Annotated in this window: 22 protein-coding genes and 2 tRNA genes; 11 read left to right on the top strand and 13 right to left on the bottom strand. The window is 74.2% G+C overall.

Annotated elements, in window-relative coordinates; genetic code table 11:
* Positions 1-41: 41 nt before the first annotated feature.
* From DT076_RS12025 to DT076_RS11985, 9 genes are all read right to left on the bottom strand, one after another.
* Positions 42-695: a GntR family transcriptional regulator gene (locus tag DT076_RS12025; RefSeq protein WP_114126931.1), complete on the bottom strand. Its 654-nt coding sequence runs from the start codon at positions 693-695 to the stop codon at positions 42-44.
* Entirely contained in the window at positions 692-1,429 is a 738-nt protein-coding gene (locus tag DT076_RS12020; RefSeq protein WP_233493909.1) for an amino acid ABC transporter ATP-binding protein, read from the bottom strand. The genes DT076_RS12025 and DT076_RS12020 overlap by 4 nt, the downstream gene beginning before the upstream one ends.
* Positions 1,429-2,133 (bottom strand): amino acid ABC transporter permease, encoded by a 705-nt coding sequence (locus DT076_RS12015; protein WP_114126929.1) that lies wholly within the window; start codon positions 2,131-2,133, stop codon positions 1,429-1,431. The genes DT076_RS12020 and DT076_RS12015 overlap by 1 nt, the downstream gene beginning before the upstream one ends.
* 1 nt (position 2,134) lies before the next feature.
* Entirely contained in the window at positions 2,135-3,016 is an 882-nt protein-coding gene (locus DT076_RS12010) for an ABC transporter substrate-binding protein (RefSeq protein ID WP_114126928.1), read from the bottom strand.
* 164 nt (positions 3,017-3,180) lie between these two features.
* Positions 3,181-4,404: a benzoate/H(+) symporter BenE family transporter gene (locus DT076_RS12005; RefSeq protein ID WP_114126927.1), complete on the bottom strand. Its 1,224-nt coding sequence runs from the start codon at positions 4,402-4,404 to the stop codon at positions 3,181-3,183.
* A gap of 199 nt (positions 4,405-4,603) precedes the next feature.
* Positions 4,604-4,679 (bottom strand) — tRNA-His (locus DT076_RS12000).
* Between the two features lie 88 nt (positions 4,680-4,767).
* Entirely contained in the window at positions 4,768-5,421 is a 654-nt protein-coding gene (orn, locus tag DT076_RS11995) for an oligoribonuclease (RefSeq protein WP_114126926.1), read from the bottom strand.
* Between the two features lie 21 nt (positions 5,422-5,442).
* Entirely contained in the window at positions 5,443-6,624 is a 1,182-nt protein-coding gene (locus DT076_RS11990; RefSeq protein ID WP_233493908.1) for an MFS transporter, read from the bottom strand.
* A 7-nt stretch (positions 6,625-6,631) separates the two neighbouring features.
* Entirely contained in the window at positions 6,632-7,114 is a 483-nt protein-coding gene (locus tag DT076_RS11985) for a YbaK/EbsC family protein (RefSeq protein ID WP_114126925.1), read from the bottom strand.
* A gap of 113 nt (positions 7,115-7,227) precedes the next feature.
* Here DT076_RS11985 and DT076_RS11980 point away from each other — a divergent pair, with 113 nt between their 5' ends.
* Together DT076_RS11980 and DT076_RS11975 are read left to right on the top strand one after the other, a co-directional pair.
* A complete protein-coding gene (locus DT076_RS11980; protein ID WP_114126924.1) occupies positions 7,228-7,443 on the top strand; it encodes an RNA-binding S4 domain-containing protein in 216 nt (71 codons plus the stop codon).
* Between the two features lie 47 nt (positions 7,444-7,490).
* Complete coding sequence (locus DT076_RS11975) at positions 7,491-7,802, top strand: DUF1330 domain-containing protein (RefSeq protein WP_114126923.1); 312 nt, start codon at positions 7,491-7,493, stop codon at positions 7,800-7,802.
* A 60-nt stretch (positions 7,803-7,862) separates the two neighbouring features.
* Here the strand turns inward: DT076_RS11975 and DT076_RS11970 are convergent, their stop codons facing one another.
* The gene (locus tag DT076_RS11970; RefSeq protein WP_114126922.1) at positions 7,863-9,866 is read right to left on the bottom strand and encodes an aldo/keto reductase; all 2,004 of its coding nucleotides are present in this window, start codon (positions 9,864-9,866) and stop codon (positions 7,863-7,865) included.
* A 204-nt stretch (positions 9,867-10,070) separates the two neighbouring features.
* On the opposite strand from DT076_RS11970, the gene DT076_RS11965 reads away from it, so the two are divergent.
* From DT076_RS11965 to DT076_RS11935, 7 genes are all read left to right on the top strand, one after another.
* Entirely contained in the window at positions 10,071-10,607 is a 537-nt protein-coding gene (locus tag DT076_RS11965) for a hypothetical protein (protein WP_147264138.1), read from the top strand.
* Positions 10,608-10,849: 242 nt separating this feature from the next.
* A tRNA-Arg gene (locus DT076_RS11960) sits at positions 10,850-10,922 on the top strand.
* Between the two features lie 269 nt (positions 10,923-11,191).
* The gene (locus DT076_RS11955) at positions 11,192-11,905 is read left to right on the top strand and encodes an alpha/beta fold hydrolase (protein ID WP_114126920.1); all 714 of its coding nucleotides are present in this window, start codon (positions 11,192-11,194) and stop codon (positions 11,903-11,905) included.
* Between the two features lie 74 nt (positions 11,906-11,979).
* Entirely contained in the window at positions 11,980-13,428 is a 1,449-nt protein-coding gene (locus DT076_RS11950; RefSeq protein WP_114126919.1) for a PrsW family intramembrane metalloprotease, read from the top strand.
* A gap of 119 nt (positions 13,429-13,547) precedes the next feature.
* Positions 13,548-15,443, top strand: coding sequence for a GTPase domain-containing protein (locus DT076_RS11945; RefSeq protein ID WP_114126918.1), 1,896 nt, complete (start codon positions 13,548-13,550; stop codon positions 15,441-15,443).
* Entirely contained in the window at positions 15,443-17,086 is a 1,644-nt protein-coding gene (locus DT076_RS20260; RefSeq protein WP_114126917.1) for a GTPase, read from the top strand. The genes DT076_RS11945 and DT076_RS20260 overlap by 1 nt, the downstream gene beginning before the upstream one ends.
* Before the next feature lie 120 nt (positions 17,087-17,206).
* Positions 17,207-17,827: a hypothetical protein gene (locus DT076_RS11935; RefSeq protein WP_199539147.1), complete on the top strand. Its 621-nt coding sequence runs from the start codon at positions 17,207-17,209 to the stop codon at positions 17,825-17,827.
* Here DT076_RS11935 and DT076_RS11930 read toward each other — a convergent pair.
* A complete protein-coding gene (locus DT076_RS11930; protein WP_158548115.1) occupies positions 17,748-18,191 on the bottom strand; it encodes a single-stranded DNA-binding protein in 444 nt (147 codons plus the stop codon). The two genes, DT076_RS11935 and DT076_RS11930, sit on opposite strands and share 80 nt — an antisense overlap.
* Before the next feature lie 252 nt (positions 18,192-18,443).
* Here DT076_RS11930 and ettA point away from each other — a divergent pair, with 252 nt between their 5' ends.
* Positions 18,444-20,126, top strand: coding sequence for an energy-dependent translational throttle protein EttA (gene ettA, locus DT076_RS11925; protein ID WP_114126915.1), 1,683 nt, complete (start codon positions 18,444-18,446; stop codon positions 20,124-20,126).
* Positions 20,127-20,141: 15 nt separating this feature from the next.
* On the opposite strand, the gene DT076_RS11920 is transcribed toward ettA, so the two are convergent.
* Complete coding sequence (locus DT076_RS11920) at positions 20,142-21,011, bottom strand: hypothetical protein (RefSeq protein WP_147264137.1); 870 nt, start codon at positions 21,009-21,011, stop codon at positions 20,142-20,144.
* Positions 21,012-21,078: 67 nt separating this feature from the next.
* Complete coding sequence (arfB, locus tag DT076_RS11915; RefSeq protein WP_114126913.1) at positions 21,079-21,501, bottom strand: alternative ribosome rescue aminoacyl-tRNA hydrolase ArfB; 423 nt, start codon at positions 21,499-21,501, stop codon at positions 21,079-21,081.
* On the opposite strand from arfB, the gene DT076_RS11910 reads away from it, so the two are divergent.
* Positions 21,500-22,063: a GNAT family N-acetyltransferase gene (locus DT076_RS11910; RefSeq protein ID WP_199539146.1), complete on the top strand. Its 564-nt coding sequence runs from the start codon at positions 21,500-21,502 to the stop codon at positions 22,061-22,063. The two genes, arfB and DT076_RS11910, sit on opposite strands and share 2 nt — an antisense overlap.
* Positions 22,064-22,199: the final 136 nt, after the last annotated feature.

Here is a 22,199-nt window from a genome sequence, read left to right as displayed (position 1 = left end):
GGTGGCTGGTGGGTGGTGGTCGGGTGCGAGGGGAAGCGGCCTCAGAGGAGGGTGCGGAGCACTTCGATGCCCTCGGTCACGTGGCGCTCGGTCAGCTGGGCCGCTCGGGCGCCGTCCCCGGCCGCGAAGGCGTCGAAGATGGCGTGGTGCTGCTGCACCGAGTCCTGCAACCGGGCCGGCTGCTTGAGGTAGAGGTGGATGTAGCGCTCGCTGAGCAGCCGGAGCCGCTGGAGGGCGGCGAAGGTGGAGGTCATCCGCGCCGACTCGTACATCGCCGCGTGGAAGTTGCGGTCGTCGTGGCGGGAGTCCTCGAGCCGTCCCGCCGCGATGTGCTCGGTCTGGACGGCCAGCACCCGCCGGACCCGCTCGACGTCCTCGGTCCCCGCGCGCTCGGTGGCTCGGGTGGCCAGCAGCACCTCGAGCGCGGTGCGGCCGGCGTAGACGTCCTCGGCGTCCTCCCGCGACATCGGCGCCACCAGCAGGCTGCGGTGCGGGCGGTCGATGAGCAGACCCTCCGACGCCAGCCGCGAGAGCGCATGGCGCAGCGGGATCCGGCTGATCCGCAGCTCCTCGGCCAAGGACGCCTCATCCAGCCGGTCCCCGTACCCGAGCCGACCCACAATGATCCACTCCCGCAGCTGCTCGTACGCCCAGTCCTGCTTGCGCCAGGTGGGCGGGGCGGCGGGCGTGCTCACCAGGCCTCCTGGCTGAGGAAGCTGCGGGCACGCTCGGTCTGCGGGTCGGCGAAGAAGCGCTCGGTGGGAGCTTCCTCCAGCACCCTCCCGTCGTCCATGAAGACGACACGGTCGGCGCTCTGCCGGGCGAAGGACATCTCGTGGGTGACCACCGCCACCGTCATGCCGAGGTCGACGACCTGCTTCATCACCCTCAGGACCTCGCGGGTGTGCTCGGGATCGAGGGAGCTGGTGGGTTCGTCGAAGAGCATCAACGTCGGCTCCATGGCCAGGGCCCGGGCGATGGCGACCCGCTGCTGCTGCCCACCGGACAGCTCGTGCGGGTAGTAGTCACGCCGGTTGGCGAGGCCCACCAGGTCGAGCAGCTGCTCGGCCTTGGCGCGCGCCTCGGGCAGCGGCAGCCGACGGACCCGGCGGGGGGCCAGCACGACGTTCTCGATCACGCTGAGATGGGGGAACAGGTTGAACTGCTGGAAGACCATCCCGATGGCGCCGCCGAGGTGGCGCCGGGTGCCGGTTGGGGTGACGAAGGTCTCGCCCTGGAAGACCACCGAGCCGGCGTCGAGCTTCTCCAGGCCGGCCAGACAGCGCAGCGCGGTGGACTTGCCGGCACCCGAGGGCCCCACCAGCACCAGGCACTCACCGCGCCGGATGTGCAGGTCGACATCGGAGAGGACGGTGGTGGAGGCGTACCTTTTGGTGATCTGCTGGGCTTCGATCAGGTTCTCGGGCATCATCGTCCTCCTGCCGTCGCCAGGGCGCGGGTCTCCCGGCGCTGCCGCCGACCGGACTTCCGGCCGACGTCCAACCGGTTCTCGACGGCGTTGATCAACAAGGTGCACAGAGTGGTCAGCAGCAGGTAGTGCACGGCGGCGGCAAGCAGGGTGTTGACGTAGTCGAAGTTCCCGGCCGCGGTGCGCTGGGCCACAAGGAGCAGGTCCTGCACGGCGACGACCGAGGCCAGCGCGGACGTCTTGAGCATTCCGATCAGCTGGTTGCCGGTCGGGGGCAGAGCCAGCCGCACCATCTGGGGCAGCACGACGTAGCGCAACGTCTGGAACCGGGTCAGCCCGAGCATGTGGGAAGCGGTGCGCTGGCCCCGGTCCACCGCAAGGAGACCGCCGCGGATGATCTCGGCCATGTAGGCCGCCTCGTTGAGGCTCAGGGCGATGATCGCGCAGCTGAAGGAGTCGAACCGCAGTCCGACGAGCGGCAGCACGTTGAACACGAAGATGAGCTGCAGCAGGACCGGGGTGCCGCGGAACAGCCACACGTAGCCGTGCACCAGCAGGCGGACCACCCGGAACCGGGAGCCGCCGGCCAGGGCCAGCAGCAGGCCGCCGAGGACGCCGAGGGCCATCGAGAGGACGGTCAGCGCCAGCGTGACGAGCATGGCGCTGACGAACGCCGCCGAGAAGACGTACTCGAGGAGCTGCACCTCAGTCCTCCGTGCCGGGATCAGGTGCGGCGCCGGCGCCAGCGAAGAGGCTGGACTCCGGCGGCAGGTTGTAGCGCTCGATCAACTCGGCGTAGGTGCCGTCGTCGACCAGCTTTCGCAGCGAGGCCTCGATTGCGGCCTTCGTCTCGGTGTCGCCCTTGCGGACCGCGATCCCGATCTGGGTGCCCAGCGCGAAGGTGCCGGCGATGTCGAAGGAGTCCGGCCGCTCGGTCAGCGTGTACGCGGCACCGGGGGTGGAGGTGTCGAACCCGTCGGCGCGGCCCGAGGTGACCGCGAGCAGGGCGTCCTGGTTGGTCGGCAGGGTCATCACGGTCATCGGCGCCAGGCCCTTGGCCTCGAGCTCGGTGTTGAACTCGTTCATGTAGGTCTCCCCGATCGCTCCGCGGGTGACGGCGATGGTCTTGCCGGAGAGGTCGTCGGGGATGGTGGTGATGCCAGCGGGGTTGCCCTTGGGCACCAGGAGCGCCTCGCCGACCACGAGGTAGGGGACGAAGTCGACCTGGGTCGAGCGCTCCTCGTTGATGTACATGGCCGAGTTGATGACGTCGATGCGCTGACCGCCGAGAGCCGGGATGAGCCCGTCGAAGTCGACGTCCAGCGGGGCCGGCGTCAGGCCCATGTACCCAGCCAGGCTCTCAGCCATGTCGACGTCGAAGCCGGTGAGGTCGGTGCCGTCCTTGTACTCGAACGGGGGGAAGGTGGCGGCGACACCGTAGGTCAGCTCGCCCTCCTCGACCAGGGTGCTCGGCGGCGGCACGACCGCCGGACCAGCGGCGACCTCGGGCTCGCTGGAGCAGGCGGCGGTGGCGACGAGCAGCGCGGCCAGCACGAGCGCGGCGGCGCTGCGGACGGTCCTCTTCATCGGATTCCTCCGTTCGGAACGCCGCTCAGCGACGATCGGTGCGTATGTTGTATACAACATACGGGTGCCGTGGCGGCCGGTCGAGGGTTCCAGGAGCGCTTAACAGGACCGTTACGGCGGTTGTCACGCAGCTCTTCCCGCGCCCGGCGCGACGAGGACGCAGCTCAGTGCGCAGGCGCGCCAGAGCTCCGGAGCCGCAGCACGGCCCGCACCGCGAGCCCGGCCAGCAGGGCCCAGAAGGCGGCGCTGACGCCGGCGACGGCGATGCCCGAGGCGGCCGTGACGAAGGTGACGGCGGCCGGGACGACGTCGGCCGGCTCGTCGAGGGCGGCCTTGAGCGAGGAGGCGAGGGTGCCGAGCAGCGCGAGCCCGGCGACGGCGGCGACCACCCCGACCGGTGCCAGCAGCACTAGGGTGCCGAACGCCGCCGAGGCGATGCCCAGCCCGACCAGCACCACACCCGCGCTGAGGCTGGCGAGCCAGCGGCGGGAGCGGTCCGGCCCGGCCTCCGGACCGGCGGCGAGGGCGGCGCTGATCGCGGCCAGGTTGATCGCGTGCCCTCCGGCCGGGGCCCCGAGCAGGGTGCCCGCCCCGGTGACGAGCATCGAGGACCGCCACGGCACCTGGTAGCCGAGCCCCTTCATCACCGCCACGCCGGGCACGTTCTGCGAGGCCATCGTCACCAGGTAGAGCGGCAGCGCGATGCCGACCAGCCCGCCGAGGGTGAACGTGGGCGTGGTCAGCTCGACCCGCGGCAGCAGCGCGGCGGCGTCGACCACCACGCCGGAGCGGATGACGTGCACGGCGATGACGACGGCGGCGGTGAGGAAGGCCAGCGGGGCCGCCCACCGGGGCAGCCACCGCAGCGCGAGCAGCCAGACCAGCACCACCGGGGCGACCGCCACCGGGTTCTCGGCCAGCCCGGTGACCGGGCCGAGGCAGAGCTGCAGCAGCACCCCGGCGAGCATCGCCTGCGCCACCGAGGTGGGGATCCGGGTGATCAGCGCACCCAGCCACGGCAGCAGGCCGGTGAGCACGATCAGCGCCCCGGTGACGAGGAAGGCCCCGACGGCGGCCGGCCAGCCGCCCGGCACCGTGCCGGTGGAGGCCAGCAGTGCAGCACCCGGGGTGGACCAGGCGACGGTGACGGGCATCCGGGTGCGCCAGGCGAGGACGATGCTGCCGAGCCCCATCGTCACGCTGGCCGCCAGCAGCCCGCTCGCAGCCTGGTCGGGGTCGGCGCCGACACCCGCGAGCCCGCTCAGCACCACGACGAAGGAGCTGGTGAAGCCCACCAGGGCGGAGACGATCCCCGCCGAGACCGGCCGCAGCCGGGCAGCCCGGGTGCTCGCGGGCCCGGGACGGGTGCCCGCAGACTGGTGCGTCACTGGCGGCTCCGGACCCGGGCGTGCCCGATCGACGGTGGGGTGGTCGGCCCGACGCTAGCCACCCTGGCGGCGTCCGGGGCGGTGCTCCCGCCAGTCGGGCACCCCCGCTGGGCGACCGTGCAGGGTGGGGGAGGGACGACGAAGGTCCGGGCACCCGGCCGGGGGTCGTCCCCGGCCGCGTACCCGGACCTCGTGCTGCTGGGGTGGATGACGGGACTTGAACCCGCGGCCCCCTGGACCACAACCAGGTGCTCTGCCAACTGAGCTACACCCACCACGACACCCGGCGGACCGGGCGACGGCTGGCACAGTCTAACCAGAAGGGCACCCGCCGTGAAATCGGCTTCCCGGCGGGGCGCCGGCTCAGGTGCCGGTGCTCTGCTCGGTCTCCTCGGTGACCTCGACCGCCTCCAGACCCGTCAGCGATCCGGCGTGCTGGCGGGCCAGGTCGCGGCAGGTCGCGGTGTCGGGCCCCGGCGGGGCGACGAAGAGGGTGTCGCGGTAGTAGCGCAGCTCCTCGATCGACTCCTGGATGTCGGCCAGCGCCCGGTGGTTGCCGCCCTTGGCCGGGCTGTTGAAGTAGATCCGCGGGTACCAGCGCCGGGCCAGCTCCTTGAGTGAGGAGACGTCGACGTTGCGGTAGTGCACGTGCGCCTCCAGCTGGGGCATCTGCCGCAGCAGGAAGGCGCGGTCGGTGCCGATGGTGTTGCCGGCCAGCGGCGCCTTGCGGGCCTCGGGGACGTACTGGCGGATGTGCTCGAGCACGCGCCGCTCCGCCTCGGCCAGCTCCAGGCCGTGCTCGAGCTGGGCCAGCAGACCCGAGGAGGTGTGCATCTCGCGGACGAAGTCGCCCATCTGCTCCAGCGCGGAGGCCGGCGGCTTGATGACGACGTCGATGCCCTCACCGAGCACGTTGAGGTCGCTGTCGGTGACGAGGGCCGCGACCTCGACCAGCGCGTCCCGCTCGAGGTCGAGCCCGGTCATCTCGCAGTCGATCCACACCAGGTTCTGGTTCATCGCGACCACTCTAGGGGAGCCTCACCCGGCCGGACGCCGACGGCGGGGCACCCAGCGCACCAGCCAGCCGGTGCCGAGCAGGGCGAGCGCCCCGACGGTGAGCGAGGCGGCCCCGAGGGAGGCCAGCCCGGCGACGAGGGTGATCAGGAGCGGGCCGAGGCTGGTGCCGGCGTCGGCGAAGAGCCGCCAGCCGGAGAGGAACTGCGAGCGCCCGACCGCGGGGGAGGCGTCGGAGCCCATGGTCATCACCACCCCGGAGCTGATCCCGTTGCCCAGCCCCATCAGCAGCGCGACCGCGGCGATGGTGACGACCGTGGAGGTCAGCGGCAGCAGCAGCATCCCCACCCCGATGACCGCCGTCGCCGGGGCGGCCACCCACAGCCGTCCGAACCGGTCCATGATCCAGCCGCCGGGGAAGAACATCAGCATGTCCATCGCCCCGGAGATGCCGAAGATGATGCTGGTGACGGCCGGGTCGACGCCCTGGGAGTCGGCCCACAGCGGGATGATCGACTGCCGCGACGCCCGCACCATCATGATGAGCAGCGAGCCGACGCCGACCGTGGCGAGCACCCGGCGGTGCTGCCACAGCACCTCGCGCAGCGCCACCCGCGGCGCCGGCCCGCTCGGTCGTCCGGTGCTGGGCAGATCGGGCAGGGCGAGGGTGACCAGCCCGGCGAAGAGGCTCATCAGGGCGGCGAAGGCGTAGGCGGCCCACAGGTCGAACGCGGCGATCAGCCCCGCCCCCACCAGTGGCCCGACGAGGAACCCCATCCGCAGGCTGCCGCCCAGCCCGGAGAGCGCGCGGGCCCGGTAGGCGGCGGGGACGGCCACGGTGAAGTAGGACTGCCGGGCCAGCCCGAGCACCGAGCTCGCCACCCCGGCCGCGAACACCGCCGCACCCAGCACCACGACGTCCGGGGCGACGCAGGCCACGGCCAGGCTGGCGGCCTCGAGCAGGCAGGCCAGCACCAGCGCCCGCTTCTCACCCAGCCGGTCGGCCAGCACCCCCGCCGGCAGGTCGCCGCAGAGCTGGCCGATGCCGAGCAGGGCGACGACGAAGGCGGCCACACCGACGCCGGAGCCGAGGTCGCGGGCGGTCAGCGCCACCAGCGGGGTGATGGCCCCGATGCCCATCGAGGCCAGCAGCGTCGGGCCGTAGGCGGTGAGGAGGAAGGTCGGTGAGGGCCGCCAGCGGTTCACGGGACGGTCACGGGCCGACGTCGCCCACCACACCACGGGTGAGCTGCACCAGCTGCTCGGGCGTGAGCGGGACGATCGAGTGCGGCGTCCCGGCCGCGGCGTAGACGCGTGCGTGCTCGAACAGCGCCCGGTCGACCACGGTGCGCAGCGGCCGCGGGTGCCCGACCGGGGCGACCCCGCCGATGGCCTGCCCGGTGGCGGCGCGGACCTCCTCAGGGCTCGCCCGGCGCAGCGGCTCGGCCAGCTCGAGCAGCTCGTCGACCAGCTCGGTCTGCACCCGGTGGCGTCCGCTGGTCAGCACCAGCACCGGCTCGTCGCCGCTCATGAACACCAGCGAGCTGGCGATCTGGCCCACCTCGCAGCCCAGCGCCCGGGCGGCCTCGACCGCGGTGCGGGTGGAGTCGTCGAGGTGGCGGATCTCGGCCTCCACCCCGGCGGCGCTGAGCGCGGCGGCGACCTCCTGGCTGCGGCGGGGCTGGGGGGAGCTCATGGCGCCCGAGTCTAGGGAGCGTCGGCGCGCCGGGTCGGGGCGGTCGTACGGTGGGCCCATGAGCAGCCCAGACGCAGCCGCGCCGATCTCCGACCCCGGGACGGAGGCGCCGGGTGCCTGAGCGCGAGGTGGTGCCGGTGAGCGGGGAGATCCGGCTGGGGCAGTTCCTCAAGCTGGCCAACCTCATCGACTCCGGCGCGGAGGCCAAGGGGCTGCTCGCCGACGGGGTGGTGCTGGTCAACGACGAGGTGGAGACCCGGCGGGGCCGTCAGCTGGTGCGCGGGGACGTCGTCGCGCTGCGGGACGGCCGCTCGGCCGAGGTCGGCTGAGCCGGACGCCGACCGGCGCCGCGCCGCCGCTGTGCCAGGGTGCGTCCATGACTGCCAAGGGATACGTGCTGGTGCGCCGCACCGTCGTCGACGCCGACCAGGCGAGTGAGTACCTGCGACAGGCCGCGGAGGTGGTGGCCGCCGCCGGGGGCCGCTACCTGGTCCGCGGCGGGCAGGCTGAGGTGCTCGAGGGTGAGCCGGACCCCGACGGCACCGGCTGGGTCGTCATCGAGTTCGACTCCCTGGAGGCGGCCCGCACCTTCTACCACTCCGCGGAGTACGCGCCCTCCCTCGAGCTGGCGCAGACCGCGTTCGACCGGCGCTACCTGCTGGTCGAGGGCGTCCCGCAGGACGTCTGACCGGCCCGGGACGCACGGTGGGCGGGACGCCGACCGCGTCCCGCCCACCGCGACGTCCGCTCAGAGCAGGTCGAGCCAGGCCCGCTGCTCGGGGGTGAGCTCGACGTCCAGCGCCGCCATCGAGGAGCGGGTCTCGGCGATGCTGCGCGGCCCGATCAGCGCGAACGTCGGGAACTCCTGGTGCAGCACGAAGGCCAGCGCCACCGCCGTGGTCGGCACCCCCAGCTCGGCGGCCAGGCTCTCGGCCCGGCGCAGCCGCTCGAAGTTGTCCTCGCTGTAGTAGCAGCGCACCAGCTCGGGGTCGCTGTGGTCGTCGGGGTGGGCCCGGCCGGTGAAGAAGCCGCGGGCCTGGCTCGACCAGGGCAGCAGGGTCACCTTCCGCTCGGCCAGCCACTGCTTGGACGCCCGGTCGGTGGCGTGCTCGCAGCCCTTCCACGGCACGTCGAGGGCCTCGGCCAGGCCGAAGTGGTTGCTCAGCACGGTGAACCCCTGCCGGCCGTTGGCCTCGGCGTAGGCGTTCGCCTCGTCGAAGCGGGCCGGCGTCCAGTTGGATCCGCCGAAGACGCCGATCCGACCGGCCTTCGCGTGCTCGTCGAGGACGTCCACGAACTCCCCGACCGGCACCTCCGGGTTGTCGCGGTGCATCAGGTAGATGTCGGCGAACTCGGTGCCCTGGCGCTCCAGCGACTCCAGCAGCTGGCGGCTGATCGACTCGGGGTCGCAGTGCGGGCTGTGCGCGCCCTTGGTGATGATGACCACTTCGTCGCGGACGCCGCGCTCGCGCACCCAGCGGCCGAGCAGCTCCTCCTGCCGGCCGCCGCCGTAGAGCCAGGCGGTGTCGAAGGTGGTGCCGCCGGCGGCGAAGAAGGAGTCGAACATGGCGGCCGCGTGGGCGGGGGTCTGCTGGTTGTCGCAGCCCATCACCAGCCGGGAGACGTCCTTGTCCACCCCGGGGATCCGGCCGTGGCGCATCCGGCCCGGGCTGCCGTCCACGTCGACGCCGCGCCGCAGCGGGGCGACCAGCGGCGCGGGGAAGGGGGCGTCGTGGGTCTCGAAGGGGTAGACCAGCCCGAGCGCGGCGCGCCACTGGTCGAGCACCCGGGCGTTGCCGAGGCTGTCGGCCTGGCTCATCACCCGGCTGTCGCCGGTGCCGACCGCCGCAGCGAGACCGTCGGCCTCCAGCGCGTAGGAGGCCTCGCCCTCGAACCGCTCGACCACCGGCTCCTGGCCGACCACCGTGATGGTCAGCGACTGCTCCGGGCCGATGGTCCACGGGTCCTGCACCCGGATGCTGCCGCGGGTGCCGTGCACGACGACGCCGCTCTCGGCCAGCCGGACGCCGGTGCGGACGGTGGCGGTGACGTCGCCGAAGTCGAGCCGGCCGACGGCCCAGGCGTCGACGCCGCGCTCGAGCGTCCCGCCGCCGGTGACCGCGACCGGGTCGGCGACCGCGGTGCCGCGGGCGGCGGCCACCACGGCGCGGGCCATCGAGACCGGGTAGCAGCCGACGTCCAGGATCGCCCCGCCGGCCAGGGCCGGGTCGAGGAGGCGTCCACCGGTGGCGCTGGTGGCGAAGCCGAAGGCGGCGTCGACGTGCAGCACCTGCCCGATCGCGCCCTCGCCGACGAGCTGCAGGAGCCGGCGGGTCTGGGGGTGGAAGCGGTACATGAAGGCCTCCACCAGCACCCGGCCGGTGGCCCGGGCGGTGTCGACCATGGTCATCACCTCGGCGTGGGTGGGCGCCATCGGCTTCTCGCACAGCACGTGCTTGCCGGCCCGCAGCGCCGCCACGGCCAGCTCGGCGTGGGTGGTGTGCACGGTGCCGACGTAGACGGCGTCGACCTCGGGGTCGGCCAGCACCTCCTCGTAGCTGCCGGCCGTCACGCCGAGCTCGCCGGCCATCTCGGCTGCCCGGGAGGCGTCGCGGCTGCCGACCCGCACCAGCCGTCCGGTGCTGCTGCGGGGGAGCTGGTCGGCGAAGGTGCGCGAGATGCGTCCGGCGCCGAGCACCGCCCAGCGCAGGGAGGGGGCGAGGTCGGTGGGGGCGCCGCTGGAGGTCGTCATGGGGCTCTCCGTCGAGGTCGGGATCGGGGCGCGGCTCACGCTAGCGGTCGGCGCGCTGCGCCGTCAGCCGGGCGCGGGGCGTGCCCCGACCACAGCGCGCCAGGGCTGCGAGGCCCTCGAGCGACGGCAACGTCGCCCCCGCAGGAGGTATCGTCCGGGCCGGACGCGGCTCGTCGGACCGCCACGCGCGGAGGAGAGGACGTCATGCCTCGAGGATGGCTGGTGCGGTGGTCGGCCCTGCTGCTCTGCCTGGGTGTGCTGGGATTGACGGCCTGCACCGACCCGGAGGACGCCCGCTACGTCCGGGAGGAGACCGGCCGGTTGTCGGTCGACCGCCCAGCGGCGTGGGCGACACCGATCGAGGTGCAGGAGCCGTGGACCGCGGGCTTCCAGCAGGGGCCGGACTCGGTCGAGCAGATCCAGCTGTCGGGGTTGCTGGGCGAGTACGCCACCGCCTCGGAGGCTGCCTCCACCCTCATCGGGCAGGCCCAGCTCGCCCCGGGCCTCGACGGCTTCGAGGTCGTCGAGATCCGCGAGGTGAGCATCGAGGGCGCCACGACCGGTCAGCTCACGCGCTTCACGGTCGACTCCCCCGACGGTGGCCAGGTGTCGGGGACGTGGGTGGTCGCCGCCCGGTATCCCTACCCGCAGGCGGTCGCGGTGTCGATCCTCACCCCCGTCCACGACCCGGAGCTGGAGCGCCGCGTGCTGGAGTCGATGGAGCTGCACCCCGAGCAGTGAGGGCGGGGCTCCGGGCTCGTCGGTGGACCGCTGGGGCGATGTCGGCTGACCTGGGGCGAGCCAGAGGTCCCGACCTGCGGGCCGCTGGCGGTGGTCGTCCCCGCCGCCGTCATCGTGTTGCCGGGCGGTCCCGGTGGCGTGGCGCTGCGGACGCCCAGCGAGCGGCGGCACCGACACCGGCCAGCGGCCGCGACGCACTGGGCCAAGCCCAACGCTGCGGTACCGTGAAGGTCAGGTGTCTGGCCCCTGTAGCTCAGCGGATAGAGCAGGAGCCTTCTAATCTCTTGGTCGCAGGTTCGAGTCCTGCCGGGGGCGCCGGGCGGGGTGGCACCCGCGGGCACGACGACGTGGCGCCGGTCGCCGGCGGAGAAGGGAACGGCCATGGACGGCGGGCGGCGGTACCACCTGAGGCTGCTGCCTTCGTCGCCAGCGCCCTGGTGCTCGGTCTGGGCACCGCCGCGCTGGACGTCCCGTCCGTGGGTGCTGACGGTCGGGGGTCTCTCCATCGGGGTCGCGGTGGTCGTCCCGCTGCTGCCCCAGCTGGGGCGGGACCGGGGGAGGTCCGGAGGCCGGGAGGACGGCGGGTGAGCACGTTCGTGCTGGTCCACGGCGCCGGCGACAGCGGCTGGGCCTGGCACCGGGTGGCGGACGAGCTGCAGGCCCTCGGCCACGACGCGGTCGCACCCGACCTGCCCGCCGACGACGAGACGCCGACCCTCCACGACTACGCCACGGCCGTGGTCGAGGCGGTCGGGGACCGGAGCGACCTCGTCGTCCTGGGCCACTCCTTCGGCGCCTTCACCGCCACCCTGGTCGCCGACCGGCTGCCGGCACGCCTGCTCGTGCTGCTGGCCGCGATGGTCCCGGCCCCGGGCGAGCCGCCCGGGCGGTGGTGGGAGAACACCGGCTACGCGCGGGCGGTCGAGGAGCAGGCCGCCCTCGACGGCGGGCTGACCGGGCACGACGACCCGTACGTCGCCTACCTGCACGACGTGCCCCGCCCACTGGCGGAGGAGGCGATGGTCCGCGAGCGCGACCACCCGTCGGCGGCCGCGATGGCGGCCCCGTGGCCGCTGGCGGCCTGGCCGGACGTGCCGACCAGGGTCGTCCTCTGCCGGGAGGACCGCTTCCTCCCGCCCGCCCTGCAGCGCCGGGTGGCGGCTGAGCGGCTGGGTCTCCGGCCGGTCGAGATCGACGGCAGCCACTGCGTCCATCTCAGCCGCCCGCGGGCGGTCGCCGAGCTGCTGGTCGAGCTGGCCGCGGAGGTCGGGCCCGGGCCGGGCCCGGCCGACGGCTGACGGCCGGCGCGGCGGCGGCCGGAGGGCGTCGCGGCCGGGCGGGGGGTGGCCGGGGCCCTTGTACGCTGGCCCGCATGTCGGTGCAGGCCTCCCACGGCGACGTCGATCGGCGGCGCGCACGTCGGCGCAACGGCCTGCCGGTCCCGCGCCGGGGCGACCTGGCGCGACGCCTCCTCACGAACCCGATGCTGTGGCTGACGGTGGCGGCGTTCGTGCTCTTCATCGTCTGCGGCGTGCTGATGTGGTACCAGATGGTGCCCGACCGCGAGGTGCCCGGCGGCACCCTGATCGGGCTCGGCACCGACGTCATCCCGCTGGTGGCCCGCTACGCCGCCTACAGCCTGGTGCCGATCACGCTGCTGTACTTCTGGGCCGACCGCTGGCGTCCGGTCTACGTCTGGGCGCGGGTGGCGTTCTGGCTGGTCGCGCTCGGCTGGGGCGCCTTCGTCTCCACCTTCCTCTCCGCCCAGATCAACACCTGGGCGGCCTCCCACCTGGCCGTGATGGGCGACGGCGATCCGGCCTCCAGCGCCCGGGCGGCGGTGTTCGTGGCGCCGTTCGTGGAGGAGTCGACGAAGGCGACGATCCTTTTCTTCATCGCGATCCTGCTGCGCTACCGGTGGGTCAACCGGCTGTCGGGGATCATCCTCGCCGGGCTCTCAGGCGCCGGCTTCGCCTTCACCGAGAACATCCTCTACTACGGACGCGCCTACCGGTACGCCGCGCAGACCTTCGGCCAGCAGGACCCCGACCAGGTGCTGCAGGAGATCTTCTTCCTGCGCGGGGTGATGACGCCGTTCGCGCACCCGCTGTTCACCATGTGCGCCGGGATCGGGCTCGCGGTGGCGGTGCGGGCCAAGAGCAAGCTCTTCCGGGTGCTGGCGCCGCTGATCGGGTTCCTCGCCGCGGCCCTGCTGCACATGATGTTCAACGCCTCCTCCACGCTGGTGCAGGGGCCGCAGCTGCTGCTGCTCTGGGGTGGCGCGCTGCTGCTGCTGGCCAGCGCCATCGGGTTCATCGTCCGCCAGCTGTTCCGCGAGGGCCGCAGCGTGCGGGCGCGGCTGGAGGACTACGTGCGGGCGGGCTGGCTGCGCGAGGAGGACGCGGTCGCGGTGAGCCGGCTGCGCACCCGGATGCGGGCGCTGTGGCACGCGCTGTGGCGGGGCCCGCGCTCGTTCTGGTCGACGATCGTGCTGCAGGTCAGCCTCACCGAGCTCGCCTACCTGCGCGACTCGCTCACCCGCGGCCTGGTCGACCAGGCCGGGGTGGACCGCGAGCACGAGCTGCTCGGGGTGGTGGAGCGGCACCGGCCGCTCGCGGTCGTCACCCCGACCGGGCGGGCGCCCTACCCGCGGCTGCGCGGACGCCGCCGCCCGGTGGAGCAGTGGGCGCCCCCGTCCTACCCCGGACCGGCCGGTCTGGGCGGCAGCTGGCCGGCACCGCCCGGCCCCGCCCAGCCGCTGGGGCAGACCGCGACCACCTACTCCGAGGTCGACCCGCGCTGGAAGCCGCCGTCGTCCTGACGTCGTCGTCCTGCTGCCGCGTGCACGGCCTGCCCGGGCTGGCGGACGCCCGTCGGCGCGGGCTGGCAGGATCGCCCTAGCGGTCGGCCGACCGCGTCGACGCGGCGGGAGGAGGCACGGTGGACCACGACCCCGGGGGGCCTCCGCCGCAGCTCGCGCAGCTGGTCACGGCGCTGACCGGGCTCCGCGACGCCCTGGCCCCGGCCCGGCTGCCGCTGCCGCTGCCGGACGCCGAGCACCTGCGCCGGCGGGCGCGGACGACCACCGACCAGCTCGACGACTACGTGCTGCCGCGGCTGGCGACGCTGGACGCCCCGCTGCTCGCGGTGGTCGGCGGCTCGACCGGCGCCGGCAAGTCCACCCTGGTCAGCTCGCTGGTCGGCCGGGTGGTCTCGGCGCCGGGGGTGATCCGGCCCACCACCCGGGCGCCCGTCCTGGTGCACCACCCCGACGACGCCGCCTGGTTCGTCGACGACCGGATCCTGCCGGGGCTGGCCCGCACGACCGGGATGACGACGCAGCCGGGCTCGCTGCAGCTGGTGGCGGAGCCGGCGCTGCCGGCCGGTCTGGCGCTCCTGGACGCCCCCGACATCGACTCGGTGGTCGAGGAGAACCGGCTGCTGGCCGCCCAGCTGCTCGCCGCGGCCGACCTGTGGCTGTTCGCCACCTCCGCGGCCCGCTACGCCGACGCCGTCCCCTGGGAGTACCTGCACGCCGCTGTCCGGCGCAGCGCCGCCGTCGCGGTGGTCCTCGGCCGGGTGCCACCGGCCGCGATGCGCGAGGTGCCGCCGCACCTGGGCCAGCTGATGGAGGAGCGCGGGCTGGGGGAGTCGCCGCTGTTCGCGGTGCCCGAGACCACCACCGACGAGCGAGGTCTGCTGCCCGAGGCCGCCGTCGCCCCGATCCGCTCCTGGCTGGCCGAGCTGGCCGCAGACGGGCGTCGCCGCACCGCGGTGGTCCGGCGCACCCTCGGCGGGGCGATCGCCCAGATCACCCGGGACGCCCCGGCCGTGGCCCAGGCCGTGGAGGACCAGGTGGCCGCGGTGGTGCAGCTGCGCGACGACGCCGACCGTCCCTACGCCGAGGCGGTGCGCCGGGTCTCGGTGCAGACCGCCGACGGCACCCTGCTGCGCGGTGAGGTCCTGGAGCGCTGGCACGACTTCGTGGGGACCGGGGAGTTCTTCCGCGCCTTCGAGCGGCGGCTGGGCTGGTTGCGGGACCGGCTGGTCGCCGCCGTCACCGGACGGCCGCGTGGTGCGGACGAGGTGCGGCTAGCGGTCGGCTCGGGCTTGGAGACGCTGCTGGTGGAGGAGGGCGAGGCGGCCGCCGAGCGCGCGGAGGCGTCCTGGCAGGCCGATCCGGTCGGGCGGGCGCTGCTGGAGCGCACCGGGGCCGACCTGCGCCGGCCCTCACCGGGCTTCCCCGCCGCGGTCGCGCGGACGATCCGGGACTGGCAGGGTGACGTGCTCGACCTCGTCTCCGACGAGGGGATGGGCCGGCGGTCCCGGGCCCGGGCGCTGGCCTTCGGGGTCAACGGCGCCGGGGTCGCCCTGATGATCGTCGTGTTCGCCCAGACCGGCGGCCTGGTCGGAGCCGAGATCGGGGTGGCGGGCGGGACGGCGGTGCTGGCCCAGCGCGTGCTGGAGGCGGTGTTCGGTGACGAGGCGGTCCGTCGGCTGGCCCGACGGGCGAAGGAGCTGTTGGACGGAGATGTCGAGGTGCTGATGTCGGTCGAGCTCGCCCGGTTCCACCAGGTGCTGGCCGCTGAGCAGGTGGAGCCGGGCCAGGCGGACCGGATCCGGCGCGCGGTCGCGGAGGTGCAGCGCTGGACCGCCGAGCTCGAGCTCGAGCCGGCCCCGGCGGATGAGCCCGCACTGGCTCCGGGCGAGGCCGCACCCGCGCTCGACCGGCCGGCGCCGGCCGCGCTGGACCGGGCTGCGGACGACCGCCCGGTGGCGGGCCGCGAGACCGGGACCGGTGCTCCCACGAGCGGCGACGGGGCGCAGGAGCGGTGATGCAGCTGCGACGCACCCCGCGGACCAGCCGCGGTCTGGCCGGACGCCTGCAGCAGCTGGCCGAGGGCGCCGAGCTGAGCCGGGGCCGGGTCGACGACGCGCTGCTGCTGCGGGCCCAGCAGGTGGTCGACCGGGCTGAGGGGCGCCTGGCCGCCTCCGGCGACTTCACCGTCGCCGCGCTGGCCGGGGCCACCGGGTCGGGCAAGTCCAGCCTGTTCAACGCCCTCGTCGGGCAACCGCTGACCACCACCGGGGTCCGGCGCCCCACCACCTCCGAGGCGTTCGCGGTCACCTGGGGCGACGACCCGCCGACCGACCTGCTCGACTGGCTGGACGTCCGCCGCCGGCACTCCCTGCCCGCCGACCCGGCGCGGGACCACCTGGTGCTGCTCGACCTGCCCGACCACGACTCGACCGAGGTCGAGCACCGGATCGAGGCGCACCGGCTGGTGCAGCTGGTCGATCTGATGGTGTGGGTGGTCGACCCGCAGAAGTACGCCGACGCCGCCCTGCACGACCAGTTCCTGGCCCCGATGGCCGAGCACCGCGACGTCATGCTCGTGGTGCTCAACCAGGTCGACCGGCTGACCCGCAGCGAGGCCGACGCCTGCCAGCGCGACCTCGAGCGGCTGCTGGCCCGTGACGGGCTGGCCGGGGTGCCGGTGCTCAGCCTGTCGGCGGTCACCGGGCTCGGTGTGCCCCGCCTGCAGAAGGCGATCGCCCAGCGGGTCGCGGAGAAGAGCGCGGCCGCCCAGCGGCTGACGGTCGACGTGGTCGAGGCGGCCCGGGCGCTGCGGGAGGCCGCGGGCCCGGCCGGTGCGGAGGAGGGGCGCCAGCTGCGCGAGGAGCGTCCGCGTCTGGTCGAGGCGCTGAGCGCGGCCGCCGGGGTGCCCGAGGTGGTCGCCGCGGTGGAGGGCTCCTGGCGCCACCGCGGGGCGCTGGCCACCGGCTGGCCCGCGCTGAGCTGGCTCGGGCGCTTCCGTCCCGACCCGCTCCGCCGGCTGCACCTGGACCGGGTGCCGGCGGCGGTCGGAAAGGCGCGGCGGGCGGTGCTCGAGCCGACCACGGTCAGCCGCTCCTCGCTGCCCGCCGCCCGTGGTGCCGTGCAGGCGGGCGTGGACACCGCGCTCCGCCGGCTGGCCGAAGACGCCGCCGCCGGCACCTCCCGCGGCTGGAGCGACCGCGTCCGCGAGGCCTCCCTGCAGCACCGCGCCGACCTGCCCGACCGGCTCGACCGGGCCGTCGCCGGCACCGACCTCGAGATGGGCCGGCACCGGTGGTGGTGGAACGCCGTCCGGGTGGTGCAGTGGGTGTTGGTCGCGGCCGTGCTCGCCGGGCTGCTGTGGCTGGGGGCCGACTTCGGTCTGGCCTACCTGCGGCTGCCGCCGCTGCCCGAGGTGCTGTGGTGGCGCTTCCCCGCTCCCACCTGGCTGACCGTGGGCGGGGTGCTCGCCGGTCTGCTGCTCGCCGGCGCGAGCCGCCTGGCGATCGGTGTGAGCGCCCGCCGCCAGGGCCTGCGGGCCAGACGCGCGCTGCGCCGGGCCGTCGCCGAGGTGGCCGAGGACGCCGTGCTCGGACCGGTCCAGGACGAGCTGTCCCGGCGCGCCCGGGCGGTGGCGGCGCTCGACCGCGCCGGCCGCTGACCGGACCCACCGGCCCCGCTCCTGCTGACCCGCGACCGCCGCCGCTACGCCGGCTGACGTAGCAGAGGTGTCGTCGACAGGCCGACGCCGCCTGGGTGCCACCGCGCGAAGACTGCAGCCATGACCTCGACCGCCGTCGCCGCGCGCGACCAGGAGCGCTCCCGTCCCCGCCTGCCCGAGCTGCGCGGACCCGCCCGCAAGACCGTGCTGACCGTGCACGTGCTCGCCGCCGCCACCTGGATCGGCGTCGACGTGCTCGTCGCCGTCCTGGTCGGGCTCGGCCTGCTCGCCCCCGACCCCGAGCTGGGCGGTGCGGCCCTGCTGGTGCTCGGCACGGCGGTGGTGCCGCCGATGCTCGTCTCCGCCCTGGTCTGCCTGGCCAGCGGGCTGCTGCTCGGCCTCGGCACCCGGTGGGGGCTGGTCCGCTACTGGTGGGTCGCGGTGAAGCTCGTCATCACCCTGGTGCTGTCCACCCTGATCCTGGTGCTGCTGCGACCGGGGATGCCGGCGGTGGCCGACCACGGCCGCGCGCTGCTGCAGGCCCGGCCGCCAGCCGGTGACGTCTCCTTCCTCGTGTACCCGCCGGTGGTGTCGCTGACCGCGCTGTCGCTGGCGGTCGTGCTGTCGGTCGCCAAGCCGTGGGGCCGGGTGCGCCGCGCGCTCAGCCCGCGACGGCCGTCACCTCCGCGGCCTGGCGCTGCTCCATCGAGGAGATCATCGCCTCCCGCTCGTCCTCGCTGACCTCCTCCGGCACGCTCTTCTCGGTGCGGCGGAAGGTGGTGGTGCCCAGGCTCAGGTCGTGCCCGACCACGGAGGCCTCCAGCACCAGCCGGTCGCGGGTCTCCCCGGACTGGTCCGTCCACGAGGAGGTGCGCAGCCGGCCGGTGACGACCACCGGCTCGCCCTTGCGCACCGAACCCGCGACGTTCTCGGCGAGGCTGCGGTAGCAGCGCACGCTGATCCAGTTGGTCGGGCCGTCCACCCAGTCGCCGTTGCGCCGGAACCGCGGGGTGGCGCCCAGCCGGAAGGTGGCGAAGGCCGACGGCCCGTCGTAGGCCTGCACGTCGGTGCCGACCCAGCCGTTCATGGTGACGAATGCGTCCACTGCTCTGTCCTCTCTGCGGCCGCGGCCGGGTGCCACGGCGTCCGGGTGGACCATGGGCGTCCGGCGGTGCGGGTGCCGGCCCGGGCCCGGGGCTGTGGACGACGTCTGGTGCGGTGCCGGGGCTGGGGACAACTCCGGTGGACCCGGTCGTCGGGCTGGGAGGTGGCGGACGGCGCTGGCATACTCGTCCCCGACCGGCGCACCTGGTGCGCCTCCTGTTCGCCGCTCCCACGCAAAGGTTGACGCACCTCGATGGCTGAGTTCATCTACACGCTGCACAACGTCCGCAAGAAGCTCGGTGAGAAGGTCGTCCTCGACAACGTCACCCAGGCCTTCCTGCCGGGGGCCAAGATCGGTGTGGTCGGCCCCAACGGCGCCGGCAAGTCGACGCTGCTCAAGCTGATGGCCGGGCTGGTCCAGCCCGACAACGGCGACGGGATGCTGGCCAAGGACGCCACCGTCGGCATCCTGCAGCAGGAGCCCCCGCTGACCGAGGGCAAGACGGTGCTGGAGAACGTCGAGGAGGCGGTCGCCGACATCAAGGGCATGCAGCGCCGGATGGACGAGCTCGGCATGGCGATGAGCGAGCCGGACGCCGACTTCGACGCGCTGATGGCCGAGATGGGTGAGGTGCAGACCGAGCTCGACCGGCGCAACGCCTGGGACATCGACGCCCAGCTCGAGCAGGCGATGGACGCGCTGCGCTGCCCGCCGCCGGACGCCTCGGTCGACGTCCTCTCCGGTGGTGAGCGCCGCCGGGTCGCGCTGTGCAAGCTGCTGCTGCAGCAGCCCGACCTGCTGCTCCTCGACGAGCCCACCAACCACCTCGACGCCGAGTCGGTGCACTGGCTCGAGGGCCACCTCAAGACCTACCCGGGTGCCGTCCTGGCCGTCACCCACGACCGGTACTTCCTGGACAACGTCGCGGAGTGGATCTGCGAGGTCGACCGCGGCCGGCTGCACGGTTACGAGGGCAACTACTCCAAGTACCTCGACACCAAGCGCTCCCGGCTGCAGGTGGAGGGCAAGAAGGACGCCAAGCGCGCCAAGATCCTGGAGAAGGAGCTGGAGTGGGTGCGCTCCAGCCCGAAGGCGCGCCAGGCCAAGAACCGGGCCCGGCTGGCCCGCTACGAGGAGATGGCGGCCGAGGCCGAGCGCAACCGCAAGATCGACACGTCGGAGATCAACATCCCGCCGGGTCCCCGCCTGGGCACCGACGTGCTGCAGGTGGCCGACCTGGTCAAGGGCTTCGGCGACCGCACGCTGTTCGACGGGCTGACCTTCGACCTGCCGCGCTCGGGCATCGTCGGCATCATCGGCCCCAACGGCGTCGGCAAGTCGACGCTGTTCAAGATGATCGTCGGCGAGGAGCAGCCCGACGGCGGCAACCTGGACGTCGGCAAGACGGTCTCGATCTCCTACGTCGACCAGGGCCGCGGCGGCCTCGACCCGGCGAAGAACGTCTGGGAGGTCGTCTCCGACGGCCTGGACTTCCTCAAGGTCGGCACCTTCGAGATGCCCTCGCGGGCCTACGTCGCCTCCTTCGGCTTCAAGGGCCCCGACCAGCAGAAGCCGACCGGCGTCCTCTCCGGGGGCGAGCGGAACCGGCTCAACCTCGCGCTCACCCTGAAGATGGGCGGCAACCTGCTGCTGCTCGACGAGCCGACCAACGACCTCGACGTCGAGACCCTGCAGTCGCTGGAGGACGCGCTGCTGGAGTTCCCGGGCTGTGCCGTGGTGATCTCCCACGACCGCTGGTTCCTCGACCGGGTGGCGACCCACATCCTCGCCTGGGAGGGCGACGCGGAGAACCAGGCCCAGTGGTTCTGGTTCGAGGGCAACTTCGCCGACTACGAGGCCAACAAGCTCGACCGCCTCGGGCCCGAGGCGGCCCGCCCGCACCGGGCCACCCACCGCCGTCTCACCCGCGGCTGACCCGCGGTCCGCGGGTCAGGGACGTCCGGGGCGGATCCGCGCGCTCAGCGTGGGCCGTTCCCGGAGGTCGACCGCACCCCAGATCCGCGTGCCCTCGTGCTCGAGCAGCACCAGACGACGCAGCGGCCGGTGCGGCGGGAGCAGCCGCATCCGCCAGCGCCGGGCCGCCGGGTCGGGGGTGCTGCCCAGCTCGGCCCGCACCATGTCCCGGCCGGTGATCGCCTCGAACCCGTACTCCGGCGCCGGCGGATGCTGCAGCGGGCGGACGGGCACCACCCGCGGCACCCGCAGGCCCCGGACGGTGACCGTGTCCTCGGCGGCGACGCCGACACCGTCCCGGTCGGCCTCGCGCAGCAGCCGGCGCAGCCGCCGCGGCCGCCCCACCACCAGCCACCCCACCGCCACCGGGAGCCCGGCGATGACCAGCGAGCTGGCGGCCAGCCCGACCCGGTCGTAGGCGGGTGAGCGGTCCTCGACGGTGCCCGCGGGTCCGACCCAGACGGTGATCAGCGCACCCCGGCCCGGGACGGCCCCGCACTCGCGGTAGCTGCCGAGCCGCGGGCCGGAGCCCACGTCGTAGCGCACCTCCACCCGGAATCGGCTGCTGCTGCGGCCGCACCGCCCGTCCGGGTGGACGGCGACCACCTCGGCGTGGGTCGCGACGTCGCGCCCGAGCAGGTGGTCGACCCGGCCCGGAGAGGGCAGGTAGGCCGCGGCGGGGACCGCCCCTGCCAGCACCGCCAGGACGAGGACCACCAGCAGCCGCCGGAGGTCGCGCCGGTCCTCCTGCGCGAGGTGCTGCCGCTCGGCCGCGGTCAGCAGCGTGGGTCCAGCCGGTCCTGGTGGCGGGGTGCCCTGGTGGTCGGGGGCCGGTTCGGTACGCATCCGCGGCATTGAACCAGCCCGGGAGCCCACCGCGCGGGCGTCCGGGGCCCACCCGGCCCCGGGCAGGTCAGTCGGGACGGACCCGTCCGCGGAGTGCCTTCGTCTGCCCGCGGCGCGCCTTCGCCTCGAGCCGACGCCGGCGCGAGGCCTTCGACGGCTTGGTCGGCACCCGCTTCGGCGGCGGTGGTGCGCAGGCCTCCCGGATCCGCTCGGCCAGCCGGTCCCGGGCGGCCACCCGGTTCTGCCGCTGGCTGCGCTGCTCGGTGGCGACGACCCGGACGACGCCCAGCCGCTCGGCCGCGTGCGGGGGCAGCACGCTGCTGGTGGTGGCGTCGAAGACCAGCTCGACCCGGCTGTCGGTGGTGTTGACGCCCTGCCCGCCCGGCCCGGAGGCCCGGCTGAACCGCTCCACCAGCTCCTCGCCGGGGACGACCAGACCGTCCGGCAGTCCTGGCCCCGGCGGCACCACGAGGGCTGGCGTGCCGCTCATGGCCGAGCACTCTATCGTCGCGCTGGAGCCGTCCAGCTGGACCCTGTTCGCCGACCTGGTGCAGCGTCAGGGCGGGCTGTTCGGCGGCTGCTGGTGCTCCTGGTTCCACCCCGACCGCGACGACCGGACGCCCGGGGCCGAGGGCTCCCGCGAGTTCAAGCGGGAGATGGTCGAGGAGGGCATCGCGCACGCGGCCCTGGTGGTGCTGGACGACCGGGCCATCGCCTGGGCCGAGTACGGCACGCCCGAGGAGCTCCCCCGCATCCACCACCGCAAGGAGTACGAGGCCACCCTGACCGAGCCGACCGACTGGCGCGTCACCTGCATCCAGGTGGAGAAGACGCACCGCCGCCAGGGCTGGGCCGAGGTCGCGCTGCGCGGGGCGCTCCTGCTCATCGCCGCCGCCGGCGGCGGGACGGTCGAGGGCTACCCGCACGACCTCGCAGAGAAGAAGCGGCAGGGCAAGAAGGTCTCCTCCTCCTTCCTCTACAACGGCACCCGCACCATGTACGAGCGGGCCGGCTTCGTCCACGACCGCCGAAGGGCCAGGGCAACTGCGTGATGCGCCGGGTCGTCGCCCCGGTCGGCTCCTGAACTGCTCCGGCCTCGACCGGCCGCACCTCGTCGGACCGCCGCACGCGTGGCTTCTCGGTGTGCGCCAGTCGGTTGACTGGCGCGGTCTCAGACGCTCCTCACCG

The sequence above is a fragment of the Desertihabitans brevis genome, from assembly GCF_003327535.1.
Classification (GTDB): domain Bacteria; phylum Actinomycetota; class Actinomycetes; order Propionibacteriales; family Propionibacteriaceae; genus Desertihabitans; species Desertihabitans brevis.
Note: the sequence above shows the minus strand (reverse complement) of the source record. Positions and strands in the feature narration are given on the sequence as shown.

What these genes read in the sequence shown, in the direction of transcription:
- DT076_RS12020 (WP_233493909.1), bottom strand. Translation starts at nt 1,429, where the DNA reads ATGCCCGAGAACCTGATCGAAGCCCAGCAGATCACCAAAAGGTACGCC.
- DT076_RS12010 (WP_114126928.1), bottom strand. Translation starts at nt 3,016, where the DNA reads ATGAAGAGGACCGTCCGCAGCGCCGCCGCGCTCGTGCTGGCCGCGCTG.
- orn (WP_114126926.1), bottom strand. Translation starts at nt 5,421, where the DNA reads ATGAACCAGAACCTGGTGTGGATCGACTGCGAGATGACCGGGCTCGAC.
- DT076_RS11985 (WP_114126925.1), bottom strand. Translation starts at nt 7,114, where the DNA reads ATGAGCTCCCCCCAGCCCCGCCGCAGCCAGGAGGTCGCCGCCGCGCTC.
- DT076_RS11975 (WP_114126923.1), top strand. Translation starts at nt 7,491, where the DNA reads ATGACTGCCAAGGGATACGTGCTGGTGCGCCGCACCGTCGTCGACGCC.
- DT076_RS11970 (WP_114126922.1), bottom strand. Translation starts at nt 9,866, where the DNA reads ATGACGACCTCCAGCGGCGCCCCCACCGACCTCGCCCCCTCCCTGCGC.
- DT076_RS11965 (WP_147264138.1), top strand. Translation starts at nt 10,071, where the DNA reads ATGCCTCGAGGATGGCTGGTGCGGTGGTCGGCCCTGCTGCTCTGCCTG.
- DT076_RS11950 (WP_114126919.1), top strand. Translation starts at nt 11,980, where the DNA reads ATGTCGGTGCAGGCCTCCCACGGCGACGTCGATCGGCGGCGCGCACGT.
- DT076_RS20260 (WP_114126917.1), top strand. Translation starts at nt 15,443, where the DNA reads ATGCAGCTGCGACGCACCCCGCGGACCAGCCGCGGTCTGGCCGGACGC.
- DT076_RS11935 (WP_199539147.1), top strand. Translation starts at nt 17,207, where the DNA reads ATGACCTCGACCGCCGTCGCCGCGCGCGACCAGGAGCGCTCCCGTCCC.
- ettA (WP_114126915.1), top strand. Translation starts at nt 18,444, where the DNA reads ATGGCTGAGTTCATCTACACGCTGCACAACGTCCGCAAGAAGCTCGGT.
- DT076_RS11920 (WP_147264137.1), bottom strand. Translation starts at nt 21,011, where the DNA reads ATGCGTACCGAACCGGCCCCCGACCACCAGGGCACCCCGCCACCAGGA.
- DT076_RS11910 (WP_199539146.1), top strand. Translation starts at nt 21,500, where the DNA reads ATGGCCGAGCACTCTATCGTCGCGCTGGAGCCGTCCAGCTGGACCCTG.
- arfB (WP_114126913.1), bottom strand. Translation starts at nt 21,501, where the DNA reads ATGAGCGGCACGCCAGCCCTCGTGGTGCCGCCGGGGCCAGGACTGCCG.